General features: G+C 65.1%; 16 protein-coding genes and 1 pseudogene. 4 read left to right on the forward strand and 13 right to left on the reverse strand.

Annotated elements, in window-relative coordinates; all coding sequences use genetic code 11:
- Window positions 1–32: 32 nt before the first annotated feature.
- From IB236_RS16390 to IB236_RS16415, 6 genes and pseudogenes are all read right to left on the reverse strand, one after another.
- Entirely contained in the window at window positions 33–1040 is a 1008-nt protein-coding gene (locus IB236_RS16390; protein ID WP_192421476.1) for a tripartite tricarboxylate transporter substrate binding protein, read from the reverse strand.
- Between the two features lie 63 nt (window positions 1041–1103).
- Window positions 1104–2054, reverse strand: a complete 951-nt coding sequence (locus IB236_RS16395) for an NAD(P)-dependent oxidoreductase (protein ID WP_192421477.1) — start codon at window positions 2052–2054, stop codon at window positions 1104–1106.
- Window positions 2051–2737 (reverse strand): diguanylate cyclase, encoded by a 687-nt coding sequence (locus IB236_RS16400; RefSeq protein WP_056746123.1) that lies wholly within the window; start codon window positions 2735–2737, stop codon window positions 2051–2053. Before IB236_RS16400 ends, IB236_RS16395 begins: the two co-directional genes overlap by 4 nt.
- A gap of 56 nt (window positions 2738–2793) precedes the next feature.
- Window positions 2794–3814, reverse strand: a pseudogene (locus IB236_RS16405) (Bug family tripartite tricarboxylate transporter substrate binding protein).
- 12 nt (window positions 3815–3826) lie between these two features.
- Window positions 3827–4747 (reverse strand): amidohydrolase, encoded by a 921-nt coding sequence (locus IB236_RS16410; RefSeq protein ID WP_192421478.1) that lies wholly within the window; start codon window positions 4745–4747, stop codon window positions 3827–3829.
- Window positions 4748–4787: 40 nt separating this feature from the next.
- Entirely contained in the window at window positions 4788–5795 is a 1008-nt protein-coding gene (locus tag IB236_RS16415) for a tripartite tricarboxylate transporter substrate binding protein (protein WP_192421479.1), read from the reverse strand.
- Window positions 5796–5929: 134 nt separating this feature from the next.
- Here IB236_RS16415 and IB236_RS16420 point away from each other — a divergent pair, with 134 nt between their 5' ends.
- Genes IB236_RS16420 through IB236_RS16430 form a run of 3 tightly spaced genes read left to right on the forward strand, consistent with a single transcriptional unit; the run spans window position 5930 to window position 8125 of the window.
- Window positions 5930–6775, forward strand: a complete 846-nt coding sequence (locus tag IB236_RS16420; protein ID WP_192421480.1) for an IclR family transcriptional regulator — start codon at window positions 5930–5932, stop codon at window positions 6773–6775.
- 46 nt (window positions 6776–6821) lie between these two features.
- Window positions 6822–7403 carry a peroxidase-related enzyme gene (locus tag IB236_RS16425; protein WP_015014330.1) on the forward strand — a complete coding sequence of 194 codons (582 nt, stop codon included), beginning with the start codon at window positions 6822–6824 and terminating at the stop codon, window positions 7401–7403.
- A gap of 8 nt (window positions 7404–7411) precedes the next feature.
- Window positions 7412–8125 (forward strand): hypothetical protein, encoded by a 714-nt coding sequence (locus IB236_RS16430; RefSeq protein WP_192421481.1) that lies wholly within the window; start codon window positions 7412–7414, stop codon window positions 8123–8125.
- Between the two features lie 95 nt (window positions 8126–8220).
- Here the strand turns inward: IB236_RS16430 and IB236_RS16435 are convergent, their stop codons facing one another.
- The 3 genes from IB236_RS16435 to IB236_RS16445 all read right to left on the reverse strand — a co-directional run bounded on the left by IB236_RS16435 (window position 8221) and on the right by IB236_RS16445 (window position 13031).
- On the reverse strand, window positions 8221–11382 hold the full coding sequence (locus tag IB236_RS16435) for an EAL domain-containing protein (RefSeq protein WP_192421482.1): 3162 nt from the start codon (window positions 11380–11382) through the stop codon (window positions 8221–8223).
- A gap of 420 nt (window positions 11383–11802) precedes the next feature.
- The gene (locus IB236_RS16440; protein ID WP_056067722.1) at window positions 11803–12228 is read right to left on the reverse strand and encodes a thioesterase family protein; all 426 of its coding nucleotides are present in this window, start codon (window positions 12226–12228) and stop codon (window positions 11803–11805) included.
- Between the two features lie 20 nt (window positions 12229–12248).
- Window positions 12249–13031, reverse strand: coding sequence for an SDR family oxidoreductase (locus tag IB236_RS16445; RefSeq protein WP_015014335.1), 783 nt, complete (start codon window positions 13029–13031; stop codon window positions 12249–12251).
- Between the two features lie 139 nt (window positions 13032–13170).
- Between IB236_RS16445 and IB236_RS16450 the strand changes: the two genes are divergently transcribed.
- Window positions 13171–14871, forward strand: a complete 1701-nt coding sequence (locus IB236_RS16450; protein ID WP_099730083.1) for an electron transfer flavoprotein-ubiquinone oxidoreductase — start codon at window positions 13171–13173, stop codon at window positions 14869–14871.
- A 93-nt stretch (window positions 14872–14964) separates the two neighbouring features.
- Here IB236_RS16450 and IB236_RS16455 read toward each other — a convergent pair whose 3' ends face one another.
- From IB236_RS16455 to IB236_RS16470, 4 genes are all read right to left on the reverse strand, one after another.
- Window positions 14965–16638: a methyl-accepting chemotaxis protein gene (locus tag IB236_RS16455; RefSeq protein WP_099730082.1), complete on the reverse strand. Its 1674-nt coding sequence runs from the start codon at window positions 16636–16638 to the stop codon at window positions 14965–14967.
- Window positions 16639–16763: 125 nt separating this feature from the next.
- Window positions 16764–20417 carry a hydantoinase B/oxoprolinase family protein gene (locus IB236_RS16460; RefSeq protein ID WP_192421483.1) on the reverse strand — a complete coding sequence of 1218 codons (3654 nt, stop codon included), beginning with the start codon at window positions 20415–20417 and terminating at the stop codon, window positions 16764–16766.
- A gap of 48 nt (window positions 20418–20465) precedes the next feature.
- Window positions 20466–21014 carry a hypothetical protein gene (locus IB236_RS16465; RefSeq protein WP_192421484.1) on the reverse strand — a complete coding sequence of 183 codons (549 nt, stop codon included), beginning with the start codon at window positions 21012–21014 and terminating at the stop codon, window positions 20466–20468.
- Between the two features lie 31 nt (window positions 21015–21045).
- Complete coding sequence (locus tag IB236_RS16470) at window positions 21046–22011, reverse strand: TRAP transporter substrate-binding protein (RefSeq protein WP_192421485.1); 966 nt, start codon at window positions 22009–22011, stop codon at window positions 21046–21048.
- Window positions 22012–22014: the final 3 nt, after the last annotated feature.

The following is a 22014-nucleotide window of genomic DNA, read 5'->3' on the forward strand; positions in this document are numbered from 1 at the left end:
CCAATCAGTTCTAGGTTCTACAACAGGGCGGCTCAATCTGCTTTGAGATCGAGCGCTTTTGCAATCTGGCTATAAGTGGTCACTTCGCGGGCCACACGGGTCGCAAAGGTATTGCCACACACCGATTCGGCATCCATCCCCAGGCCGCGCAGCTTGTCAGCGGCCGATTCGCTCTTGGCAAAGTCGGCGGCCGTGCGCTCCAGCGCCTGGGCGATGGGCTCGGGCAAGCCCGCAGGGGCCAGCACGCCGTACCACACGTCGGCAGCGTAGTTGCCACCTCCTGCCTCGGCAAACGTGGGCACCTCGGGCACCAAGGCAGAGCGCTGGGGCGCGCCCACGGCCAGCGCACGCAGCTTGCCGCTCTTGATCTGCGGCAGCACCGAGCCCAGGGTGGCAAAGGAGCTGTCGAGCTGCCCGCCCATCAGGTCCGTCACCACGGGCGCGGCGCCCTTGTAGGGCACGTGGTTGAGCTGCAGGCCCTGGGCGCGGGCAAAGATCTCGGTGGCAAAGTGGCCTGAGCTGCCCACCCCTGCCGTGCCTGCGGTCACGCGGCCGGGCTCGGCGCGGGCCTTGGCCTGGTAATCGGCCAGTGTCTTGACCGGCAGGCTGGGGGCCACCACCAGCACCGTGGGGCTGCTGGCCACCGTGCACAAGGGGCGGAAGGACTTCACCGCATCGAACTTGACGCGGCCCTGGTACAGCGCCGGAATCATGGTGTGGTTGGTGGCGCCGAACAGCAGCGTGTAGCCATCGACCGGGGCGCTGGCCACGGCCTGCGCGGCAATGATGGTGCCCGCGCCGGGCTTGTTGTCGATGATGAACGGCTGGCCCAGCGCCTTGCTGGCGTGGTCGGCAAAGGCGCGCGCCACCACGTCGGTGGGGCCACCGGCGGCAAAGCCCACCACCAGCTTCACGGGCTTGGTCGGATAGGCTGCTGCGCCCGTTTGCGCGCAAGCGGCGCCAGACGCTACAAAAACAATAGCTGCCAGCGCATGATTGACTAGCGCAAGAGGCCTATTTTTCTTGAAATTGCGTGCCATGGTCTGTTGTCTCCTGTGCGGCCGGGCACCCTGCCCGGCCATGTTCTTGGGGCAGGCCGGCGCTCAGGCGACGGCTACTGCATGCGGTGCACGTGCCAGCACGGCCAGCAGGTTCTTCGCCGCGCCCACGCCCATGTTCACGTAGGCGTCGCTCGTCACGCCGCCGATGTGCGGGCTGAGGATGAAGTGCTTCTCGCCCTGGAAGGGGTGGCCCGCCGTCATGGGCTCCACCGCAAAGCTGTCGAGCCCGGCCGCCATGACCTGGCCCGAGCGCACGGCGGCGAGCAGATCGGCCTCGTCGATCAGGCCACCACGTGCCGTGTTCACCACAATCACGCCGCGCTTGCATTGCGCCAGCGTGGCGGCGTTCAGCAGGTTGCGGTTTTCGTCGGTCAGCGGGCAGTGCAACGAGATGGCATCCGATTCGCGCCAGATCGTCTCCAGGTCCACCGCCTGCACATAGGCGGGCAGGTTCTTGGCAAACGGATCAAAGCCGATCACGCGCATGCCCAGGGCGTCGGCCATCTTGGCAAAACGCAGGCCGATGGCGCCCAGACCCACCAGGCCCACCGTGCGGCCACCCAGCTCCAGGCTCTTGTGCGTGGCCTTGTCCCAGTGGCCAGCGTGCATGCGCGCATCCAATGCCACCACCGATTTGGCGCAGGCCAGCAGCAGCGCCAGGGCCTGCTCGGCCACGGCGGCGGCGTTGGCGCCCACGGCGGCCACCACCTCAATGCCACGGGCCTTGGCCGCCACCTTGTCGATGGTGTCGGTGCCGCTGCCGTGCTTGGAGATGACCTTGAGCGCGGGGGCCGCGTCCATCACCGAAGCGCCCACCTTGCCGTAGCGCACGATGATGGCCACGGGGTTGTGCGCGCGGCACAGGGCCACCATGTCCTCTTCCGTCGGCGTCTTGCCTGCGTAGACGATCTCGTAGCCTGTGAGCAGGTCGAGGGCTTGTTGCGCCAGGTCGGCGCCGGTCACGATGATGACGGGGTGGGTAGCGTTGCTCACAGCGATTCCCCTTCCTTCAAAACACCCGCAGCGCGCAGGGCGGCAGGCAGCCATTTCGATGCCGTGTCGCCACGGGCAATGGCTTCGATGCGGGCGGCTTCGTCGGCCACCTTCTTGTCGGCCAGGGCCAGCATGGCGGGGGCTTTTTCGCGCTCGATGACGACCACGCCGTCGGCGTCGCCCACCACCAGGTCACCCGGGTTCACCACCGCGCCACCGGCGCTGATGGGGTGGTTGATGCGGCCGGGCACGTACTTGGTGGGCCCTGCAGGGTTGAAGCCCGCGCTGAACACGGGGAAGTCCAGCTCCAGAATTTCCAGCTTGTCGCGGATGGAGGCGTCCACGATCACACCCGCCAGGCCGCGCTTCTTGCAGGCGCTGAGCATCAGCGTGCCCATCAGCGCCGCCGTCTGGTCGCCCTTGCCGTCAATCACCAGCACATCGCCTGGCTGGGCCAGCGCGATGGCGGCGTGGATCATGAGGTTGTCGCCGGGGCGCACTTCCACGGTGAAGGCGGGGCCAGCCACCTTCATGTTCTGGTGCACAGGCGCCACGCGGCCATGCATGGTGCCGCGGCGGCCTGCCACGTCGGCCAGGATGGCGGCTTGGTAGGTAGCGGCCTGGGCAACAACGTCGCCGCTCACGCGGTCAATGGTGCGGATGATTTCAGGGAGTTGGCTCATGGGAGTGGTCCGGTTGAACGATGGAATGAAGAAAGGAAATAAGAGAACTGCGGTGGTCAGTCGGCTTTGATGCCGCCTTCTTTGATGACCTTGGCCCACTTGGCCGAGTCGGCCTTTTGCAGGTCGCCCAGCTGCTGGGGCGTGCCGCCCACCAGCGTCACGCCCAGCTTGTCGGCCAGGGCGATGAGGGCGGGGTCTTTCAGCGCGGCAGCGATCTCGCGGTTCAGGCGCTGCACGATGGCGGCGGGCGTCTTGGCGGGCGCAAACACGGCCTGCCACTGCTCCACCACAAAGTCCTTGAGCCCCGCCTCGCCCATGGTGGGCACGGCAGGCAGGGCCTTGAGGCGCTGGGCAGAGGTGACGGCCAGGGCGCGCAACTTGCCCGACTGCACATGCGGCAGCGCGGCGGCTGCGGGGGCAAACATGAACTGCACCTGCTCGGCCAAAGTGTCTTGCAGCGCGGGGGTGTCGCCCTTGTAGGGCACATGGATGAAGCGCGCGCCGGTTTGCTGCTGCAGCAGCTCACCCTGCATTTGCAAAATGGTGCCGTTGCCGCCCGAGGCAAACGCCAGCTTGCCCGGCTGGGCCTTGGCGGCGGCCAGCAGGTCGGCCACCGTCTTGAACGGCTGGTTGGCGCCCACCACCAGGATGTGGGGGATGGTGCCCACGGTGATCACGGGCTCGAACGCCGTGATGTGGTCGTAGGGCAGCTTGGCCATCAGGTGCGGGGCGATGGCCTGCGGGCCGATGGAGGGTGCCCAGCAGCGTGAGCCCGTCTGGCGCCGCCTTGGCCACGTAGGCCGCGCCAATGGTGCCCGTGGCCCCGGCCTTGTTGTCCACGATGACGTTGGTGGACAGGGCCGCGCCCAGCTTGAGGGCGATGTTGCGGCCCAGCACATCGGTGCTGCCGCCAGCGGGGTACGGCACCACCCAGGTGATGAGCTTGCCGGCAGGCCAATCGTTTTGCGCCCAGGCGGGCAGCCCCGTGCCCACGCCAGCGCCCGCAAGGGCCAGGGTGGTCAGAAGGTGGCGGCGCTGCGCGCCGTGCGTGGATAGGTGAGATACCAAAGAGGTCATGGTGCAAGGCCCTCAGACAGGGGTGGGGGATGAAGAAGTCGAGACCGGCGAGAAGCCGTAGAGCGCGGCAGGGTTGGTGACCAGCACGCGGCGCAGGGCATCCGCACCGGCCTGATCGCACCAGCGCGCCAGGGTGTCGATTTGCAATGCGTCGTCCGGCACGGGGTGCAGGCCAGCGCTGGCAGTGGCATGGGGCCAGTCGCTGCCCCACAGCACGCGCTCTGGTGCAGCACGCAGGTAGCTGGCGGCCAGTGCGTCAAGCGCCGGGTCGTCCACCGCGTGGGTGGCGCTGACGATGTAGCCGCCCGAGAGCTTGACCCAGGCCCTGCCCTCGCCCATCAGCTGCAGCAGCAGTGCGTGGGCTGGGTGCTTCCCGGCTTGCTCGGGTGCGATGCGCCCCAGGTGGTCAAACACCAAGGGCACGGGCACACTGCGCAATACATCGCCCAAGCTAGCCAGCACATCGGGCGCCATCAGCAGCTGCAGGTGCCAGCCCCAGGGGGTAATGCGCCGGGCCAGCGGCAGGATGGAGTCCACCGAGCCCGTGACGCCCAGCGACAGGTTCAGCCGCACGCCGCGCACGCCCACGTCGTGCAGGGCCTGCAGCTGGGCATCGCTCTCGCTGCCATCGATCACGGCTACGCCCCGGGCCTGCGTACCCAACGCGGCCAGGCCCTGCAACATGCAGCGGTTGTCCGAACCGTAGGTGGATGGCGTGACCAGCACCGTGCGCTCGGTGCCCAGGCGCTGCTGCAGTGCGCGGTAGTCACTGGCCGACGCATCGGGCGGCAACAGCCTGGCGCCGGGCGCAGCAGGAAAGCGCTGGTCGTACACATGCACGTGGCAGTCGCACGCCGCCGCAGGCAGTGCGGTACGGGGCGCCGTCGTTCCCAGAGAGAACGGTACGGGCGTGACAAGACGATCGCGGGTCATGGCGATGGGCAGTCAGCGGGGGATGAACGTGGCGGCTCGATCAGTCCAGGCTGGCGCCAGAGTCCTTCACGATCTTGGACCAGCGGGGCACTTCGGTGCGCAGCAGTGCCGCAAACTGCTCGGACGTGCCCCCGAGGATGTCGCCGCCTTCAGAGCGCAGCTTGTCCGCCACGTCCGGTTGCTTGAGGGCCTGGTTGATGGCCTTGTTCAGCTGCGCCACGATGGTTGCAGGCGTGCCCGCAGGGGCCAGCACACCGAACCAGGTCACGGCCTCAAAGCCCTTGAACCCGGACTCCGCCAGCGTGGGCACATCCGGCAGCTGCGCCGAGCGCTGGGCCGAGGTGATGGCAATGACCTTGAGCTTGCCATTGCGCACATGGCCCAGCAGCGTGGGCACGGACGACATGTACAGATCAATCTGCCCGCCCATCAGGTCCGTCATGGCCTGGGCCGCGCCCTTGTAAGGGATGTGGCGCAACTGGATGCCAGCAGCGTTCTCTGCCAGCTCCCCGGCCAGATGGGCCACGGTGCCGTTGCCCGAATAGCCCAGCGTCAGGGCATCAGGCTTGCCCTTGGAGGCAGCCACCACGTCGGCAAAGGTCTTGAAGCGCGAGTTGACCGGCACCGCCATCACGATGGGCGAGGACGACACCAGCGCCACCGGCGCCAGGTCCTTGAGCGGGTCGTAGGGCAGCTTCTTGTACAGCGTGGGATTGATGGCGAGGTTGCTGGTCTGCCCCATCACCAGTGTGTAGCCGTCCGGGTCGGCCTTGGCCACAGCATCCACCCCGAGGTTGCCACCGGCGCCGGGGCGGTTGTCCACGATCACGCTCCACTTGTTCTGGTCGGCCATCTTCTGCGCCACGGCGCGGGCGATCATGTCGGTGCCACCGCCGGGGGGGAACGGAACAATCAGGCGGATGGCCTTGGCGGGGTAAGCCGTCTGAGCCTGCACAGCGCCGTGGGGCACGGCCACGGCCGCAAGGCCCAGGAAAGCGGCGCACAGGCGCGCACTCAAGGAACGTGAAAGCGATGAAAAAGCGGTCATGGATTTGTCTCCGTTATGGTGGTTCGTCACGCCGGTCTGCATGGGCCTGTTCGGGCCTGGCGCCGTGGTGTGCGAATGTACGCACGCGTTTCAACCCATACAATGCAGTTGCACACAATGAAACGAATTGCGCCATGAGCAACCCACCCTCCTCGCCTGTGCGCCCTGCCTCGCGCAAGGCCACCACACCGGTCGCCACCACCCCGGTGGCCGATGAGAGCGCAGATGCGCAAGCCAACGCGACGGCCAAGGACAGCGGCGGCGTGATCGCTGTGACACGTGCACTGCAGGTGCTGGAGGCCTTTGCACTGGGCGAATCCAGCCTGTCTCTGGCAGAGCTGAGCCGCCGCTGCAGCCTTCACAAGACCACCGTACTGCGCCTGGCCCGCACGCTGGCGCAATCCGGGTTCATGGTGCAGCGCGAAGATGGCGACTGGCGCCTGGGTCCGGCAGCAGGCTGGCTGGGTGCGCGCTACCAGGCAGGCTTTGACGTGCAGAACGTGCTGGAGCCCGCGCTGCGTGAGCTGACCCTTGCCACGGGCGAAAGCGCTGCGTTTTACGTGCGTGAAGGCAATGTGCGCACCTGCCTCGTGCGCGTGGAAGGCCCGCAGGCGCTGCGCCACCACGCCCGCATGGGCGAAGGTCTGCCACTGGACAAGGGCTCGCCAGGCCGCGTGATCCTGGCGTTTTCAGGCGAGCCGGGCAAGGCCTATGAAGAGATCCGCAAGAAGGGCTACCACTGGTCGATTGGTGAACGGGAACAGGGCGTGGCCACCGTGTCGGCGCCGGTGTTTGGCATGCACTGGCGGCTCATGGGCTCGGTGTGCATCTCAGGCCCGGCCTCGCGTTTGCCCGCCGAAAAGCTCGAAGCGCTGGCGCACACCGTGATCGCTGCAGCGACACAGTTGTCCTACGCGCTGGCTGGCAGTTCGGCCGCGCCGGCCCATGCCCCCGTGCGGGCGACGCAATGGCATCCCTGATACTTGCATCCGTTATCCACCCCACACAAAAACCGAGGAGACTGCCGTGAGCCGCTACCCCTTCCCTGACCTGAACACCCTGCCCGAGGACATCCGCGCGCGGATTCTTGAAGTGCAGGAGAAGGCGGGATTCATCCCCAACGTGTTCCTCGCGTTTGCCCGCCGGCCAGCGGAATGGCGTGCATTCTTTGCGTACCACGACGCGCTCATGCTCAAGGAAGAAGGCAGCCTGACCAAGGGCGAGCGCGAGATGATTGTCACCACCACCAGCGCGGCCAATCAGTGCCTGTATTGCGTGGTGGCGCATGGCGCGATCCTGCGCATCTACGAAAAGAAGCCGCTCATCGCCGACCAGGTGGCGGTGAACTACCGCAAGGCGGACATCAGCCCCCGGGAGCGGGCCATGCTCGACTTCGCCATGAAGGTGTGCCAGAACGCCCACGAGATCGACGACACGGATTTCGAGGCCCTGCACCCCCATGGTTTCGATGACGAGGACATCTGGGACATCGCCGCCATCACGGCATTCTTTGGCCTGTCCAACCGCATGGCCAGCTTTGCGGGCATGCAGCCCAACCCAGAGTTCTATCTGATGGGCCGTGTGCCCAAGGCCAAGCCTGCGGCCTGATCCAAACCATGCGCTCCGCACGAACGATCTGGCTTTGGGTGCTGGCCGCCCCTGCGGTACAGGCCGCAGGGTTTGGGCCACCGGAGGGCACGCTGCGCCTTCACCCTTTGACTGTGGCCGTGCCCGCTGGCGCGCTGTCGCCGTTGCGGTCCGCCTCGCTCTTCCGCGAAGAGTCCAGCACGGGGGCTGCGCCCACCTATTATCTCGGTGCGGGTGTTGCAGGCTCGCGCCTGCAAATCCCTGACTCGCCGGGCGCTACGGCGTGGCAGGTCGTACCCACCGCCGATTGCGTACGCCTGGAGCCCGTGCCCCCCGCACTGCTGCACACCCCATCCGTGCAGGCAGTGCTGGTGCAACAGAATCCGCTGCCCATGGAGTGCGCTGCGGCCTTCGAGGGGAGCTGTACCAGCCGTGACGACAAACTGCGCATCACCACGACCTTCGAGGGCCGGCGCCGCGCGGCGCGCGTGGGTGGCGGCTTTTTCGGCACCGAAGGCACCATAGACACCACCTTCTACACGGGCGTGCGCACCCTCAGCATCGAACACCTGCCCAGCCGTCTTGTGCTGCGCATGCAAGAACGCCTGAACAACAGCAACGGCTACAGCGCACCGCAGACAGCCATCCGGTATTTTCCAGAGCTGCAGCGCCTTTTGCTTCTGGGCGCCTCAGAGGCACAGGGCATGCCTCTGGCGCAATGTGCTGCCCTGCCCCCACGATAAAGGCTGTCCCACTGCGACTCAACGGACCGATACCCGCGCGATGCCCCGCGTGACCTCAGGACCTCAGGACCTCAGGACCTCAGGACCTCAGGACCTCAGGCCGGCAAGTCTGCATCGGTCTCGCGCACCCAGGGCTGCTGCGCCTGCCACTGGTCCAGCCAGCCCGGTACCTGCTGCGCGGGCATGGGTCGCGCAATGCCATAGCCCTGGCCCAGCACACAGCCCATGGCCAGCAGCGTGCGGCCGTGGTCCACGGTCTCCACACCTTCGGCAATCACCTTGCGGTTGAACGCTTTGGACAGGCCCACCACACCCTGCACAATGGCCAGGTCGTCGCGGTCTTCGAGCATGTCGCGCACAAAGCTCTGGTCGATCTTGAGCAGCTCTGCAGGCAGCTTTTTCAGGTAGGTCAGCGACGAATAACCGGTCCCAAAATCGTCCAGAGCAAACCGCACGCCCAGTTCGGCGCATGCGTGCATCAGGCCAGATACCTGGGCCATGTCCTGCAACGCGCTGGTCTCCACAATCTCCAGCTCCAGCGCCGACGAAGGCACCGAGGGATGCGCGGCCAGTGCCTGGCGCAGCTTGTGCACAAAGTCCTCTTGCTGGAGCTGCTTGGAGAACACGTTGACGCTGACCGGCATGCGCAGCCCCGCCGCCAGCCACTGCGCCATTTGCGACAGGGCCATGTCCAGCACCCGCTCGCCAATCGCAATCGCCATGTCGTGGTCTTCAATCACCGGCAGGAACTGGCTCGGGGCCAGCAGGCCTCGCTGCGGATGCAACCAGCGGACCAGCGCCTCCATGCCCACCACCTCACCTGTCTGCATGTTGACCTGGGGCTGGTAGTACAGCACCAGCTCCCGCTGAGCGATGGCGGTGGCAATCTGCTCCAGGCTTTCGCGCTTGATCCGGATGGCTGCATCGCTGGCCACATCAAACAGGTGGAACCGATTCTTGCCCGCCTGCTTGGCCAGGTACATGGCCTGGTCGGCATGGCGGATGAGCTGCTCCGAACTGGAACCATCCTGCGGGTAGATGGTGACGCCAATGCTGGCAGACACCTGCAGGGACTGCCCGTTCACCATCACCGGCTCAGCCGCCACCTGCAACAGCCGCAACAACAAGGGTTCGCAGTCGTGCTCGGCCGTCAGGTCAGTCATGACGGCCACAAACTCGTCGCCACCAATACGCGCCAGCGTGTCGCCATCGCGCAGCGCTGACCGCAGACGCTTGGCAATCGCCACCAGAAACTCGTCGCCCGCTGCATGTCCATGCCGGTCGTTGACGTCCTTGAAACCGTCCAGATCCAGAAAGGCCACCGCCAGCGACTTGCTACGGCGCACACAGTGCGCCATGGCCTGCTGCAGCCGGTCGGCCAGCAGCACGCGATTGGGCAGGTGGGTGAGTATGTCAAAGTGCGCCACCTCGGCCAGCTGCTCGTTGATACGGCGCATCTGCGCATTGGCAGCCTCCAGCTCGGCCTGGCTGCGCAGGCGCTCGGTCATGTCGCGAACGATCATGCTGCTGTATTGGCGGCCTTCACTGTCCCCATAGATGCTGGAGCTGATCTCGGCGGTGAAGTGGCTGCCATCGCCCCGTACCATGGTCAGCAGCCCAACCGCCTGCCCGGCCTGCTGGCGCCGGGTCAACAGCTCCTGCAACCGAGGGTCGGCAGGGTCGGCCAGCCCCGTGCGGCCACGCGCAATGATCTGCGCCTCGCTCAGCCCAAACAGTCGGCAGGCTGCCTGGTTCACCGTCAGCACCGTGCCATCGGGCGAGGTCAGCAACACGGCGTCCATGCTGTTGTCAAACAGCGCTTTGAACTTGAGTTCGCGGTCCTGCAGCTGAGATGTCAGCTTGCGCCGCATGGTGATATCAACAAAAGTCACCACAATTTTATCGATCCCGCCGTCCGGTTTGAACCAGGGGTCTGCTCGGCACAGCACCCAGCAGATATCCGCGTCTTTGGAGCGGACGATGCCCACCACAATGCCTTTGACCGGCTCGCGGGTGGCGACCACGCGCGAGGCGGGGTAGTCAGACACCGGCATGGTCTCGCCTTCCTCATTCAGGAAGGACCAGGCCGGGTCAATCAGCTGTTTGCCGGTCATCTGATCAAAGCTCAGACCCAGGAGATTGCTGGCCTCAGCGTTGCAGCGCACCACGGCACCCGTCGCATCGTGGATGACCAGGCCCGTCATCAGGTTGTCGATGAGCGACCGCTGCTCGGTTTCGCTGTCGCGCAGCACTTGTTCCACCACCAGTCTTTGCTGCTCGGCTTCGCGCTCGCGGCGTGCCAGGCGCAACGACACGAACTTGATGAACGCCAGCAACAGCGCCGTCAGCGCCAGCGGCGTGTCGATGCTGCGGGCCCAGACCTGCCAGAACCGGAGCTCAGGCTGCCCCACAAACACCGTCACCGGGAGCTTGTCGAGCCGATGGAACAGGTTGATGAAGTTCTGGCCGTTGAGCAGCGCATTGGGCCCTTCCACACGCCCTTGTACCGGGAACTGGTGCTGCGTGAGGTGTTGGCTCAGCGCGCCGTCACGGCGCGTGCCATAGACCTCGTCCTTGGTGACTGCGGTGGGCACCGGGTAACGGGTCAGCAGGTAGCCATCGTCACGCAGCACGCCCACCGTGAGCTGCTGCACCAGCGGCGCGTCTTTCCAGAGCGACTCCAGAAAATCGATGAGAAACACATCGGTCAACACCGCCCGCGCCTGGCCTTGCGGGTCCCGCAGCACATAGCGCAGGGTGAAAACCCAGTCCTTGTTCAGCGCATCGCGCTGTGGCCGCCCCAGGTAGATGTCGCGCAGGTCCCGAGCGTCGCGCGCAAAGTCCTGAAAGCTGGGTTGACCGGCCAGACTGGTGAGGCCCTGCAGGCTGGGCGTGTGCGACGAGGCCAGCAATTGGCCGTTCATGTCGCTCACGTAGGTCTGGCTGACTTCGGGGCGGTACTTGAGGTAATCCACCAACAACTGCTGCACCTGCGTCAGGTTGTCGATCCCCCCGGGTGAGATCGCAATGGTCTCAGCCAGGCTGAGCATGCCCGCGCGCTTGGAAAGAAAGAAGGTGTCCAGCGTCCGCGTAAGCAGCACCAGGTTGGACTGCATGTGCTCCTCTTCACGGTCCCTGACCTGCCCCCATTCGTCAAAGGCGTACAGGCCAAACATGAAGAGAACCGACGCGATGACCAGATTGGTCACCTTGTTGATGCTGCTGGCAGCCGCGCTTGCTGGGATGGTCGAATTCATTCAGAAAGCACTAAGCAGCACGTCGGTGCGGTGTTGGAAATCCCCTCCCCGGCTCTATTCGTTTTCTTCTATCGTTGCCGAAGTCATCCTAACAGGTAACAAAAAGAACAGGAGGTTGAATGAGAAGGCGCGGTATGGGGTCGGCGGTATGGGCACAGTGCTCCGCGCCTCGGTGCCAGTGGGACCGTATTCACTGGCTACCGCAGGGCCACCAGCAGAGGGAAGAAGTGGCACGGGTGCTGGGTGCGGGCAGAGGCTTGCCTTCCACCGTGCCGTCAAACCACTGGTGCAAATCGCCCAAATACTATCTTTTTAATAGCAATCAAGGCATGTATCAAATGCGCTACCGGCCGAATAGCCCCAAAAATTAGCCCCCAGCCCCCAGCCCCCGCCACAGGGCTCAAGTGACGGGACGGACGGTCAGCTGGCCGTCACCAGCGTCCGCATCCAGTCGGGCAGCGGCGCCGCCTTCTGCTGCGGAAAGTCCACCCAGATCGTCGTAGCTCCGCCCGCTGCGCATATCACGCCCGGCTGGTCCACGCGCTCCATCGTGCCCCAGGTCTCGAACGTGGTGCGGCCCGGGTCGCTCACGTAGAGCTTGAGCAACACGTCGGCCGGGTATTCGAGCTGCTTGTAGAAATTGCAGAACGCATTGACGATGACAGGCCCCTGTCCGCGCGGGTCGGGGTTGCAGCCCACCGACACCATCCACTCGATGCGCGCGGTTTCCAGGTAGCGGAAGTACACGGTGTTGTTGACATGGCCCATCGCATCCATGTCGCCCCAGCGCACCGGGAACCGCATCTCAAAGACCAGCTTCTTGACCTCAGGGATTTCGATCTTCATACCCGCTCGTGCCCCAGGGATCAGACCGCGAAGCCGTCGTCGGCTGCGATCACCGCGCCATTCACAAAATGGCTCTGGTCGCTGGCCAGCATCACCAGCAGCGCATCCAGGTCCTGCGGCTGGCCCACGCGCTTGCGCGGCAGCATGTCCATGAGCTTTTTTCCCTGCTCGGTCTGCCAGTGGTGGTGGTTGATTTCCGTGTCGATGTAGCCGGGGCAAATGGCGTTCACGTTGATGCCGAACCGGCCCCACTCCAGTGCCATCGCCCGGGTCATCTGCACCACGGCGGCCTTGCTCATGCAATAGGCGCCGATCTGCGGAAGCACCTTGAGGCCCGCCATCGACGCGATATTGATGATGCGACCGCCGGTGAAGCTGCCCGGCGCTGCACCGCGGGAGCGGGCCAGCATGCGCTTGCCCACCTCTTGCGCCACAAAGAAGGCGCCCTTCACGTTGGTATCGAAGATGAAGTCATAGTCCTCGGGCGTCACGTCCTGGATGCGCTGCGTGGTGCTCACGCCCGAGTTGTTCACCAGGATGTCGATGGAGCCCATTTCGGTCTCGGCATGGGCCACGGCGGACTTGATGGAGTCGTGGTCGGTCACGTCCAGCTCGATCACATGGGCGTCACCGCCCTCGCCTTCGATGCGCGCGCGCAGCTCCTTGAGTTTTTCCACCCGGCGGCTGGCCAGCACGACGCCTGCGCCCGCTCGGGCCAGCGTGCGGGCAAACTGCGCGCCCAGGCCGCTGGAGGCGCCAGTGATGAAGGCCACGCGGCCGGACAAGTCAATGCTGTATGCCATTTAGAGTCTCCCTACTGATCAAAATAGAACGGTCGTTCGATTGTCTATATTCCGTGAATACAATCAGTCGCCAGACAGACAGGGCGCGGTCGGCGCTCTGTAGAAAATAATCCATTATCAAACGCCCGACGAGAAGCCCATGACCAACGAAGAAATCCTCGCCCAATACGGCCCCCGCGAATCCATGGAATACGACGTGGTGGTCGTTGGCGGCGGCCCTGGCGGCCTTGCCACTGCGATCCGCCTGAAGCAACTGGCGGCCGAAAAAGGCCAGGACGTCTCGGTGGTGGTGCTCGAAAAAGGCTCTGAACCCGGTGCGCACATCCTGTCGGGTGCCATCATGGACCCCAAGGCCCTCACCGAGCTGATCCCCGACTGGAAAAAGCGCGGCGCGCCCCTGAACCAGCCCGTCACCGACGACGCCTATATCTTCCTCAGCGAAAAGTCGGGCTTTCGCGTGCCCAACATGTTCCTGCCGCCGTTTGCCCACAACCACGGCAACTACATCATCAGCCTGGGCAACCTGACCAAATGGCTGGGCGAACAGGCCGAAGCCCTGGGCGTGGAGATCTTCCCCGGCTTCACTGCGGCTGAAGTGCTCTACAACGACAACGGCTCCGTCAAGGGCGTGGCCACCGGCAACATGGGCGTTGGCAAGGATGGCGAGCCCACCGAGAACTTCCAACTCGGCATGGAACTGCTGGGCAAGTACACCGTTTTTGCCGAAGGCGCACGCGGCCACCTGGGCAAGCAGCTGATTGCCAAGTTCCACCTCGACAAGGACCGCGACCCGCAGAGCTTCGGCATTGGCGTGAAGGAACTGTGGGAGATCGACCCCAAGAAGCACCAGCCCGGCTTTGTGATGCACACCGCCGGCTGGCCCATGGAGAACGACACCTACGGCGGCGCCTTCCTGTACCACCTGGAGGGCAACAAGGTGGCCCTGGGCTTCGTCACGGGGCTGGGTTATGCCAACCCCTACCTGAGCCCGTTCGAGGAGTTCCAGCGCTGGAAGACGCACCCCAACGTCCGCTACTACTTCGAGAACGAAAAGGGCGAGATCACGGCCAAGCGCCTGTCGTATGGCGCGCGCGCCATCAACGCCAGCGGCATCAATGCCCTGCCCAAGACCGTGTTCCCGGGTGGCGCACTGGTGGGCTGCAATGCGGGCTACCTGAACGTCGGTCGCATCAAGGGCAGCCACGCCGCCATCAAGACCGGCATGCTGGCCGCCGAAGCCGCCTACGACGCCGTGGTGGCAGGCCGCCAGCACGACGAGCTGACAGCTTACCCCGAAGCCTTCGAAAAGAGCTGGCTGCACACCGAGCTGAACAAGGACCGCAACTTCAAGAACTGGTTCAAGTACGGCCTGACGACGGCCACGCTGATGAACGGTTTCGAGCAGTTCGTGCTGCGCGGCCACATCCCCTGGACGCTGCACCGCGACAAGCCCGACCACGCGTACCTGAAGCCCGCTGCCGAGTGCAAGCCCATCGTCTACCCCAAGCCCGATGGCAAGCTGACCTTCGACCGCCTCTCCAGCGTGTTCATCAGCAACACGAACCACGAAGAGAACCAGCCCGCCCACCTCACGCTCAAGGACCCGAGCGTGCCGGTCAACATCAACCTGGCCAAGTACGCGGGCCCCGAGGCGCGCTATTGCCCGGCTGGCGTGTACGAGTTTGTGCCCGACACGACCAAGGGCGGTGATGCCCAGCGCCTGCAGATCAATGCGCAGAACTGCGTGCACTGCAAGACCTGCGACATCAAGGACCCCACGCAGAACATCGTGTGGGTCACGCCGGAAGGCGGCGGTGGCCCGAACTACGCGGGCATGTAAGCACCGTCAAAATTCATAGCACCTTGCGCTTGAAGGGCCTGCACTGCAGGCCCTTTTTTATGGAGATCAGCCCGATCTACAGCGCAACGCCCGTCACGCGGCGGCGCGCATGAGCTGAAACTGTCCCATCGCACCCGCCAGCCGGTTGGCCTGGTCCTTGAGGCTCTGGGCTGCTGCGGCGCCCTGCTCCACCAACGCGGCGTTTTGCTGCGTCATGTGGTCGAGCTGGTCCACTGCCTGGCTCACCTGGCCGATCTGTGTGCTCTGCTCGCTGCTGGCCTCGTTGATCTCGGCCATCAGTGTGGTCACACGCTCCACGCTCTGCACGATGTCGCCCATCGTGGAGCCTGCGGTGACCACCAGTCGGGCGCCGTCACTCACCTTGTCCACGCTGGTGGAGATCAGCGCCTTGATCTCGCGCGCCGCGTTGGCACTGCGCCCTGCGAGGCCGCGCACCTCGCTGGCCACCACGGCAAAGCCGCGCCCCTGCTCGCCCGCACGGGCCGCCTCCACGGCGGCGTTCAGTGCCAGGATGTTCGTCTGGAACGCAATGCCGTCGATGATGCCCACGATGTCGGCGATCTTCTTGCTGCTGGCGTTGATCTCCTCCATGGTCTTGACCACCTGGTGGACCACTTCGCCCCCCTTGCTGGCCACCTCGGTGGCATTGAGCGCCAGGGCATTGGCCTGACGCGTGCTGTCGGCATTGGCCGCCACCATCTGCGCCAGCTGGGCAATGCTGGCCGCGGTCTGCTGCAGGTTGCTGGCCGCATGTTCTGTGCGCATGCTCAAGTCCGTGTTGCCCGCCGCCACTTCGGAGCTGGCGACATGGATGGATTCGCCCGAGTCGCGCACCTCGGTCACCACGTAGTGCAGCGACTCGACCATCTTGTCCAGCGCGGTGAGCAACTGGCCGATCTCGTCGGTGCGCTGGGTTTGCATGCGCACCGTGAGGTCGCCACGCGCCACCACAGCGGCCGCCTCGGACGCCTGGCGCAGCGGCAGCACGATGGAGCGTCGCAGCAACCAGCCAAACAGCGCCGACAGCGCCACCACCACCAGCACCGCCACGGCACTGATCCATTGCGCACGGGATGCATCGGCAATCATGCTGTCGCCCGCCTTCAGGGATGACTGCTCGGAAGCTGCGAGCAACTGGTCGATGGACCGCAGGTATTGGGTCAACGCGGCTGCGTGTTCCTGCAGCTCTTTCTGGCTGATGATCTTGGCTTCCAGGGCGTTTTGCACCAGCGCGTCCCGCAGCACTGCATATTTCTGGCGTTCGGCCTGGGCCTGCGCCCACAGGGGCCTGGCGCTCTCGCTGGAAGACACCTGCGCCAATGCCTCGTCGATGCGCTTGCGCATTGCGTCTTCGGCGGCGATCTGGTTGCGCATTTCGGCCACCAGGGGGAACACGTCGGACGAGAGCGTGGCGCGCAACGCAATCTGGCCGATATAGACCGACTGGGTTTTCCAGTCGCGCACGGTGCGTTCGATGGGCAGTTGCTCCGTGGTCAACAATGTGGCCTGGCGGCTCGTGTCCTGGCCTGTCAGCCAGGTGGTGGCCCCCAGCAGCGCCACCGCAAAGCCCAGGATGCCAAAGCTGGCCGCCAGCTTTTGCCCCACGCTCAGCGTGCGGCTGCGCCGCGCAGGTGATGCGCCCTGGGTGGCCTTATCTGACGCGGCGCGGCTCCACTCCGCCTCTGCAGGTACGGCACGGAAAGCAGCGCCACCAGGCGCCCCGGAAGTGGCTGGCAAATAGTTCATGAGCGTTCTCCTGGTTCGTTTCCCACACCGTGCGGGGGCCTGAAGCGGCAGGCGCTGTGCCCATTGCGACCCCGCAGGTTCGATGCGCACAGCACATGCCCCACAGGGGGCAGTTGCCTATCGCGTCATGACGTGACGCATTCACCAAAGCCGCCACCGCCTGGGGTTGCGATCTCAAACACATCGCCGGGCTCCATCAGCGCCGCACCGATGTGGCCCAGTTCCTCCACCTGGCCGTTGACGCGCAGAACGCGGTTGGCGCCAGGCCTGCCGGGCTGGCCGCCAGCCATGCCAAACGCAGGGTTCAAGCGCCCGTTGGACAGGATGCTGGCCGTCATCGCCTCCAGAAAACGCACGCGCCGCACGCCACCATCGCCGCCCGCCCAGCGGCCCGCGCCGCCAGACCCGCGCTGGATCTCATAGCTGTCGAGGACCACCGGGAAGCGGAACTCCAGCACCTCGGGGTCGGTCAGGCGCGAGTTGGTCATGTGGGTCTGGACCACGCTGGTGCCGTCAAAGCCACGCACGACCTGGCCCGAGGCGTCCAGCACCGCGCCAGCACCGCTGCCGCCAGCAATGGTTTCGTAGTACTGGTACTGCGCATTGCCAAAGGTGAAGTTGTTCATGGTGGGCTGGCTGCCCGCCATCACGCCCAATGCGCCAAACAGCGCGTTCGTGATGCAGGTGGAGGTCTCCACATTGCCCGCCACCACCGAAGCCGGCGGATTGGGGTTGAGCATGGAGCCTTGCGGAATGATCACCTGCAGGGGCTTGAGGCACCCGGCATTGAGCGGAATGTCATCATCCACCAGCGTGCGGAACACATACAGCACCGCCGCCATGCACACAGCACGCGGGGCGTTGAAGTTGTTCATCTGCTGCGGGCTGGTGCCTGCAAAGTCGATGACCGCACTGCGCTCGGCCACATTGGCCTTGACCGACACGCTGATCTGCGCGCCGTTGTCGAGCGGCAGGGTGAAGCTGCCGTCCTTGAGCTGCGTGATCACACGGCGCACGGATTCTTCGGCGTTGTCCTGCACATGGCGCATGTAGGCCTGCACGACATCCAGGCCAAACTGGTCCACCATCTTCGACAGCTCTTGCACGCCCTTCTCGTTCGCCGCGATCTGTGCGCGCAGGTCGGCCAGGTTTTGCTGTGGGTTGCGGCTGGGGTATGGCGTGGTGCCGCCGCCCGTGGCCAGCAGGGTGCGCACCTCCTCTTCCAGAAAGATGCCCCGGTCCACCAGCTTCACGTTGTTGATCTGCACACCTTCTTCATCAATGCGCGTGGAGAACGGTGGCATGGACCCCGGCGTGGTGCCGCCAATGTCCGCATGGTGGCCCCGGCTTCCCACATAAAACGTGGGCTCGTTGCCCTCGGCCACATACACCGGGGTGATCACTGTCACATCGGGCAGGTGGGTGCCACCGTGGTACGGGTCGTTGAGCATGTACACATCGCCCGGGTGCATCTTGCCCGCGTTCTCGCGGATCACTGTCTTGATGCTCTCGCCCATGCTGCCCAGGTGCACGGGCATGTGGGGCGCGTTGGCAATCAGGTTGCCGGCTGCATCGAACAGCGCGCAGCTGAAGTCCAGGCGCTCCTTGATGTTGACCGAATACGCCGTGTTCTGCAGCTGCAGCCCCATCTGCTCGGCGATGTTCATGAACAGGTTGTTGAAGACCTCCAGCAGCACCGGGTCCACCGTGGTGCCTGCGGCGTACTGCACCTTGCGGGCCGTCACGCGGTCCAGCACCAAATGGTCCAGGTCGGTCAGGCGCGCAGACCAGCCGGGCTCCACCACGGTGGTGGTGTTCTTCTCGGCAATGATGGCCGGGCCGGGGATCACGTCGCCGGGGTGCAGGTCCTCGCGCACCACCAGGGCCGCATCGTGCCAGGCACCGCCCGAGTACATCTTGACCACCTCGCGCTGCGGATGCTTGCGGTGCGAGTGCACGGGCAAGCGCGGCTCGGCGGGGGCGTCGCCTGCAATCATGGCTTCGACCGACACGGCCTCTACCACCAGGCCCTTGCCCGCCATGAGGAACGCAAAACGCTGGCGGTAGGCGGCCTCAAAGGCCGTCTGGATGCTGGCCATGTCGCCAAAAGGCACCACCAGGGCCGAGTCGGTGCCCTCGTAGCGCACATGCACGTTGTGGCGTACCTGCACCGGGTTCGCACTGACCTGCTGGCGCTCCAGCTCGGCCTGCGCGGCAGAACCCAGCGTATCCAGGCGCTCAGCGATCAGTGGCAGGGATTCAGCCGCCAGCGGCATCTCCACCGCCTGCTCGCGGATCACGGTCTGATCGGCCAGGCCCATGCCGTAGGCGCTGAGCACCCCCGCCAACGGGTGTACAAATACGCGCGACATGCCCAAGGCATCTGCCACCAGGCAGGCATGCTGCCCACCGGCGCCACCAAAACACTGCAGGGTGTAGCGCGTCACGTCGTAACCGCGCGCCACGCTGATCTTCTTGATAGCGTTCGCCATCTGCTGCACGGCAATCTGGATGAAGCCTTCGGCCACTTCTTCGGGCCTACGCTGCGTATGCGCAGCAATTTCTTCAAATCGCGCGCGCACCGCATCGGCGTCCAGCGTTTCGTTGGCTGCGGGGCCGAACACACTGGGGAAGTAACGGGGCTGCACCTTGCCGACCATCACGTTGGCATCAGTCACAGCCAGTGGGCCGCCGCGGCGGTAGCTCACCGGGCCTGGATTGGCGCCTGCGCTCTCAGGGCCGACGCGAAAACGGGCACCGTCGTAGGCCAGCACCGAGCCACCGCCAGCCGCCACCGTGTGGATGCTCATCATGGGGGCGCGCATGCGCACACCGGCCACGTGGGTCTCAAACTCGCGCTCGAACGCACCGGCGTAGTGGCTCACATCGGTGGACGTTCCGCCCATGTCAAAACCAATGACCTTCTCGTGCCCGGCCAGGCCCGCCGTGCGCGCCATGCCCACAATGCCGCCTGCGGGGCCGGAGAGGATCGCGTCCTTGCCCTGGAAGGTGCCTGCATCGGTAAGACCACCGGAGGACTGCATGAAGAACAGCTTGACGCCCGGCATCTCGCTGGCCACCTGCTCCACGTAGCGGCGCAGGATGGGAGACAGGTAGGCATCCACCACCGTGGTGTCGCCCCGGCTCACGAACTTCATCATGGGGCTGGTTTCATGCGAGGCACTGATCTGCGTGAAGCCCACCTCCTTGGCAATACGCTTTGCTGCCTGCTCGTGCTGCGTGTAGCGATAGCCGTGCATGAACACAATGGCCACGCTGCGCAGTCCGCGCCCGTACGCCGCCAGCAGGTCACCCCGCAGGGTGGCTTCGTCAAGGTTCTGCAATACATCGCCATGGGCGCCCATGCGTTCGCGGGCCTCGATGACTTCGGTGTAAAGCAGCTCGGGCAGCTGGATGTGGCGGTCAAACAGGCGCGGGCGGTTCTGGTACGCGATGCGCAACGCATCGCGAAAGCCGCGTGTGGTGACCAGCAGCGTGGGCTCGCCCTTGCGCTCCAGCAGCGCGTTGGTGGCCACCGTGGTGCCCATCTTCACGCACTCCACCAGCGCGGGCGTGACGGGCTCGCCAGGCTTCAGGCCCAGCAGGTGACGAATTCCTGCCACGGCCGCGTCCTTGTACTGCTCGGGGTTCTCGGACAACAATTTGTGGGTGGTCAGCGATCCATCGGGCCGCTTGGCCACGATGTCGGTGAAGGTGCCGCCCCGGTCGATCCAGAACTGCCAGCGTGGAGTGTGCGTTTGGGGTGTCATGATGGTCATGTGTAGTGGCTCCGAGATAAAAAATGGAAAAAGGTGGTGGCTGTGTGGCTAGGCGATGGCAAGGTGGGTGGGGGCCAGCCTTTGCATGACCTGCCACACGGCAGGAATGGGGGGTGCGGTGGCCAGAGCCCGCTCCACAGGGCACCAGGGGCCTGCCAGCGAAGCGGCCCAGGCCATCACGGGCAAGATGTCTACCGGCGGAAGGGTCTGCATGGTGTCGATCACGATGCGAAGCTCCTGCGCCAGGCGGTTGCCAGGGGCAAATCGCCAGTGGTATTGGCCGCCAGTCACGCACACGGCGCGGTTGTCCTTGGCCGTCATGGCAGACAGCCACAGGCAGTGAAAGTCTGTGCAGGCCGGTGCCGGGGGATCGGTCAGGCAAAAGGTGTAGGCGTTTTCATAGGCACGGCCAAAGTTGCGCACCAGGGTCTCGGCTATGGCCTCGCGGCCCAGGGTGCATGCTGGGGCCTGCCCGTCGCCCTGGCGCATTTCCATCTGTAGCAGTGCGCCACCGGCAAAGGCTTGCGCGATGAGGTGTGGGCGATTGAGGTCCTTGGCGCGCAGGTACATCTCTATGGTGTCCGAGGGCGTGTGCATGGTGCTTCTCCTGAAAGGCGTGCAGGAAAGGTCAGCGCTTCGTGTAGTACGGGATGAAGATTTGGTTGGCCTCGCTGCCCACCGAGCGCACCCATTCGCGGGAGAACCGTTCGCCCAGGCGCTTGAGTTCGGCATCAAAATCCGCTGGCGCACGATCCACCTTGATGCCCTTGCGCTGCAGCTCGGCCACCGACACTTCGGCCACCGCAGCGCTCATGGCCCAGCCGCGCGTTTCTGCCTCGGCGGCGGCCTTGCTCACCACCTGGCGAGCGGGTGCAGGCAGTGCGTCAAAAGCCTGCTGGTTCACAAAAACAATGTTCTTGGGAAACCAGGCGTTGATGCCGTAGTACTGCTTGATCTGACCCCAGACCTGGTTCTCGACCCCCGTGAGGGCCGAAGTGATCATGGAGTCGAGCTTGCCAGCCGACAGGGCCTGGTTGACTTCCACCATGGGCACATCCACGGGCGTGGCGCCCAGCAGTTCGGCAATGCGCACGGTCCCGGGGTTGTAGGTGCGCATGCGCGTGCCCTTGAAGTCGGCGGACGAGCGCACGGGGTTGATCGAGAACAGCCCCTGCGGCGGCCAGGGCACGGCGTACAACGCTTTGAGCCCCTTGCTGGCCATGTGCGACTCGATCAACGGACGCTGTACGTCCCACATGCGCCGCGCGTCCGCGTAACTGCGCACCACGAACGGCACAGCATCCGCCCCGGCGATGGGGATGTCCCGCACCAGGTTGGTCATGATGGTCTCTCCCGCCTGGGCCTTGCCCTCCTGCACGGCCTGGTGGATATCGTTCAGCTTGAACAAGGCGTTGTTGGCATGGACCTCGATGCGCAACGCACCGGCCGAAGCACGCTCCACATCCTGCGCAAACTGCACGAGATTGCGGGTATGAAACGACTCCGCGCGGTAGCCCGTGGCCAGCTTCCACTGGGTCTGGGCGTGCACCACCGGGGCCACGGCGAGCGCGGCCAACAACACCAAAGTTTTCATGGG

This window comes from Acidovorax sp. ACV02, from assembly GCF_014851475.1.
GTDB lineage: Bacteria > Pseudomonadota > Gammaproteobacteria > Burkholderiales > Burkholderiaceae_C > Acidovorax > Acidovorax delafieldii.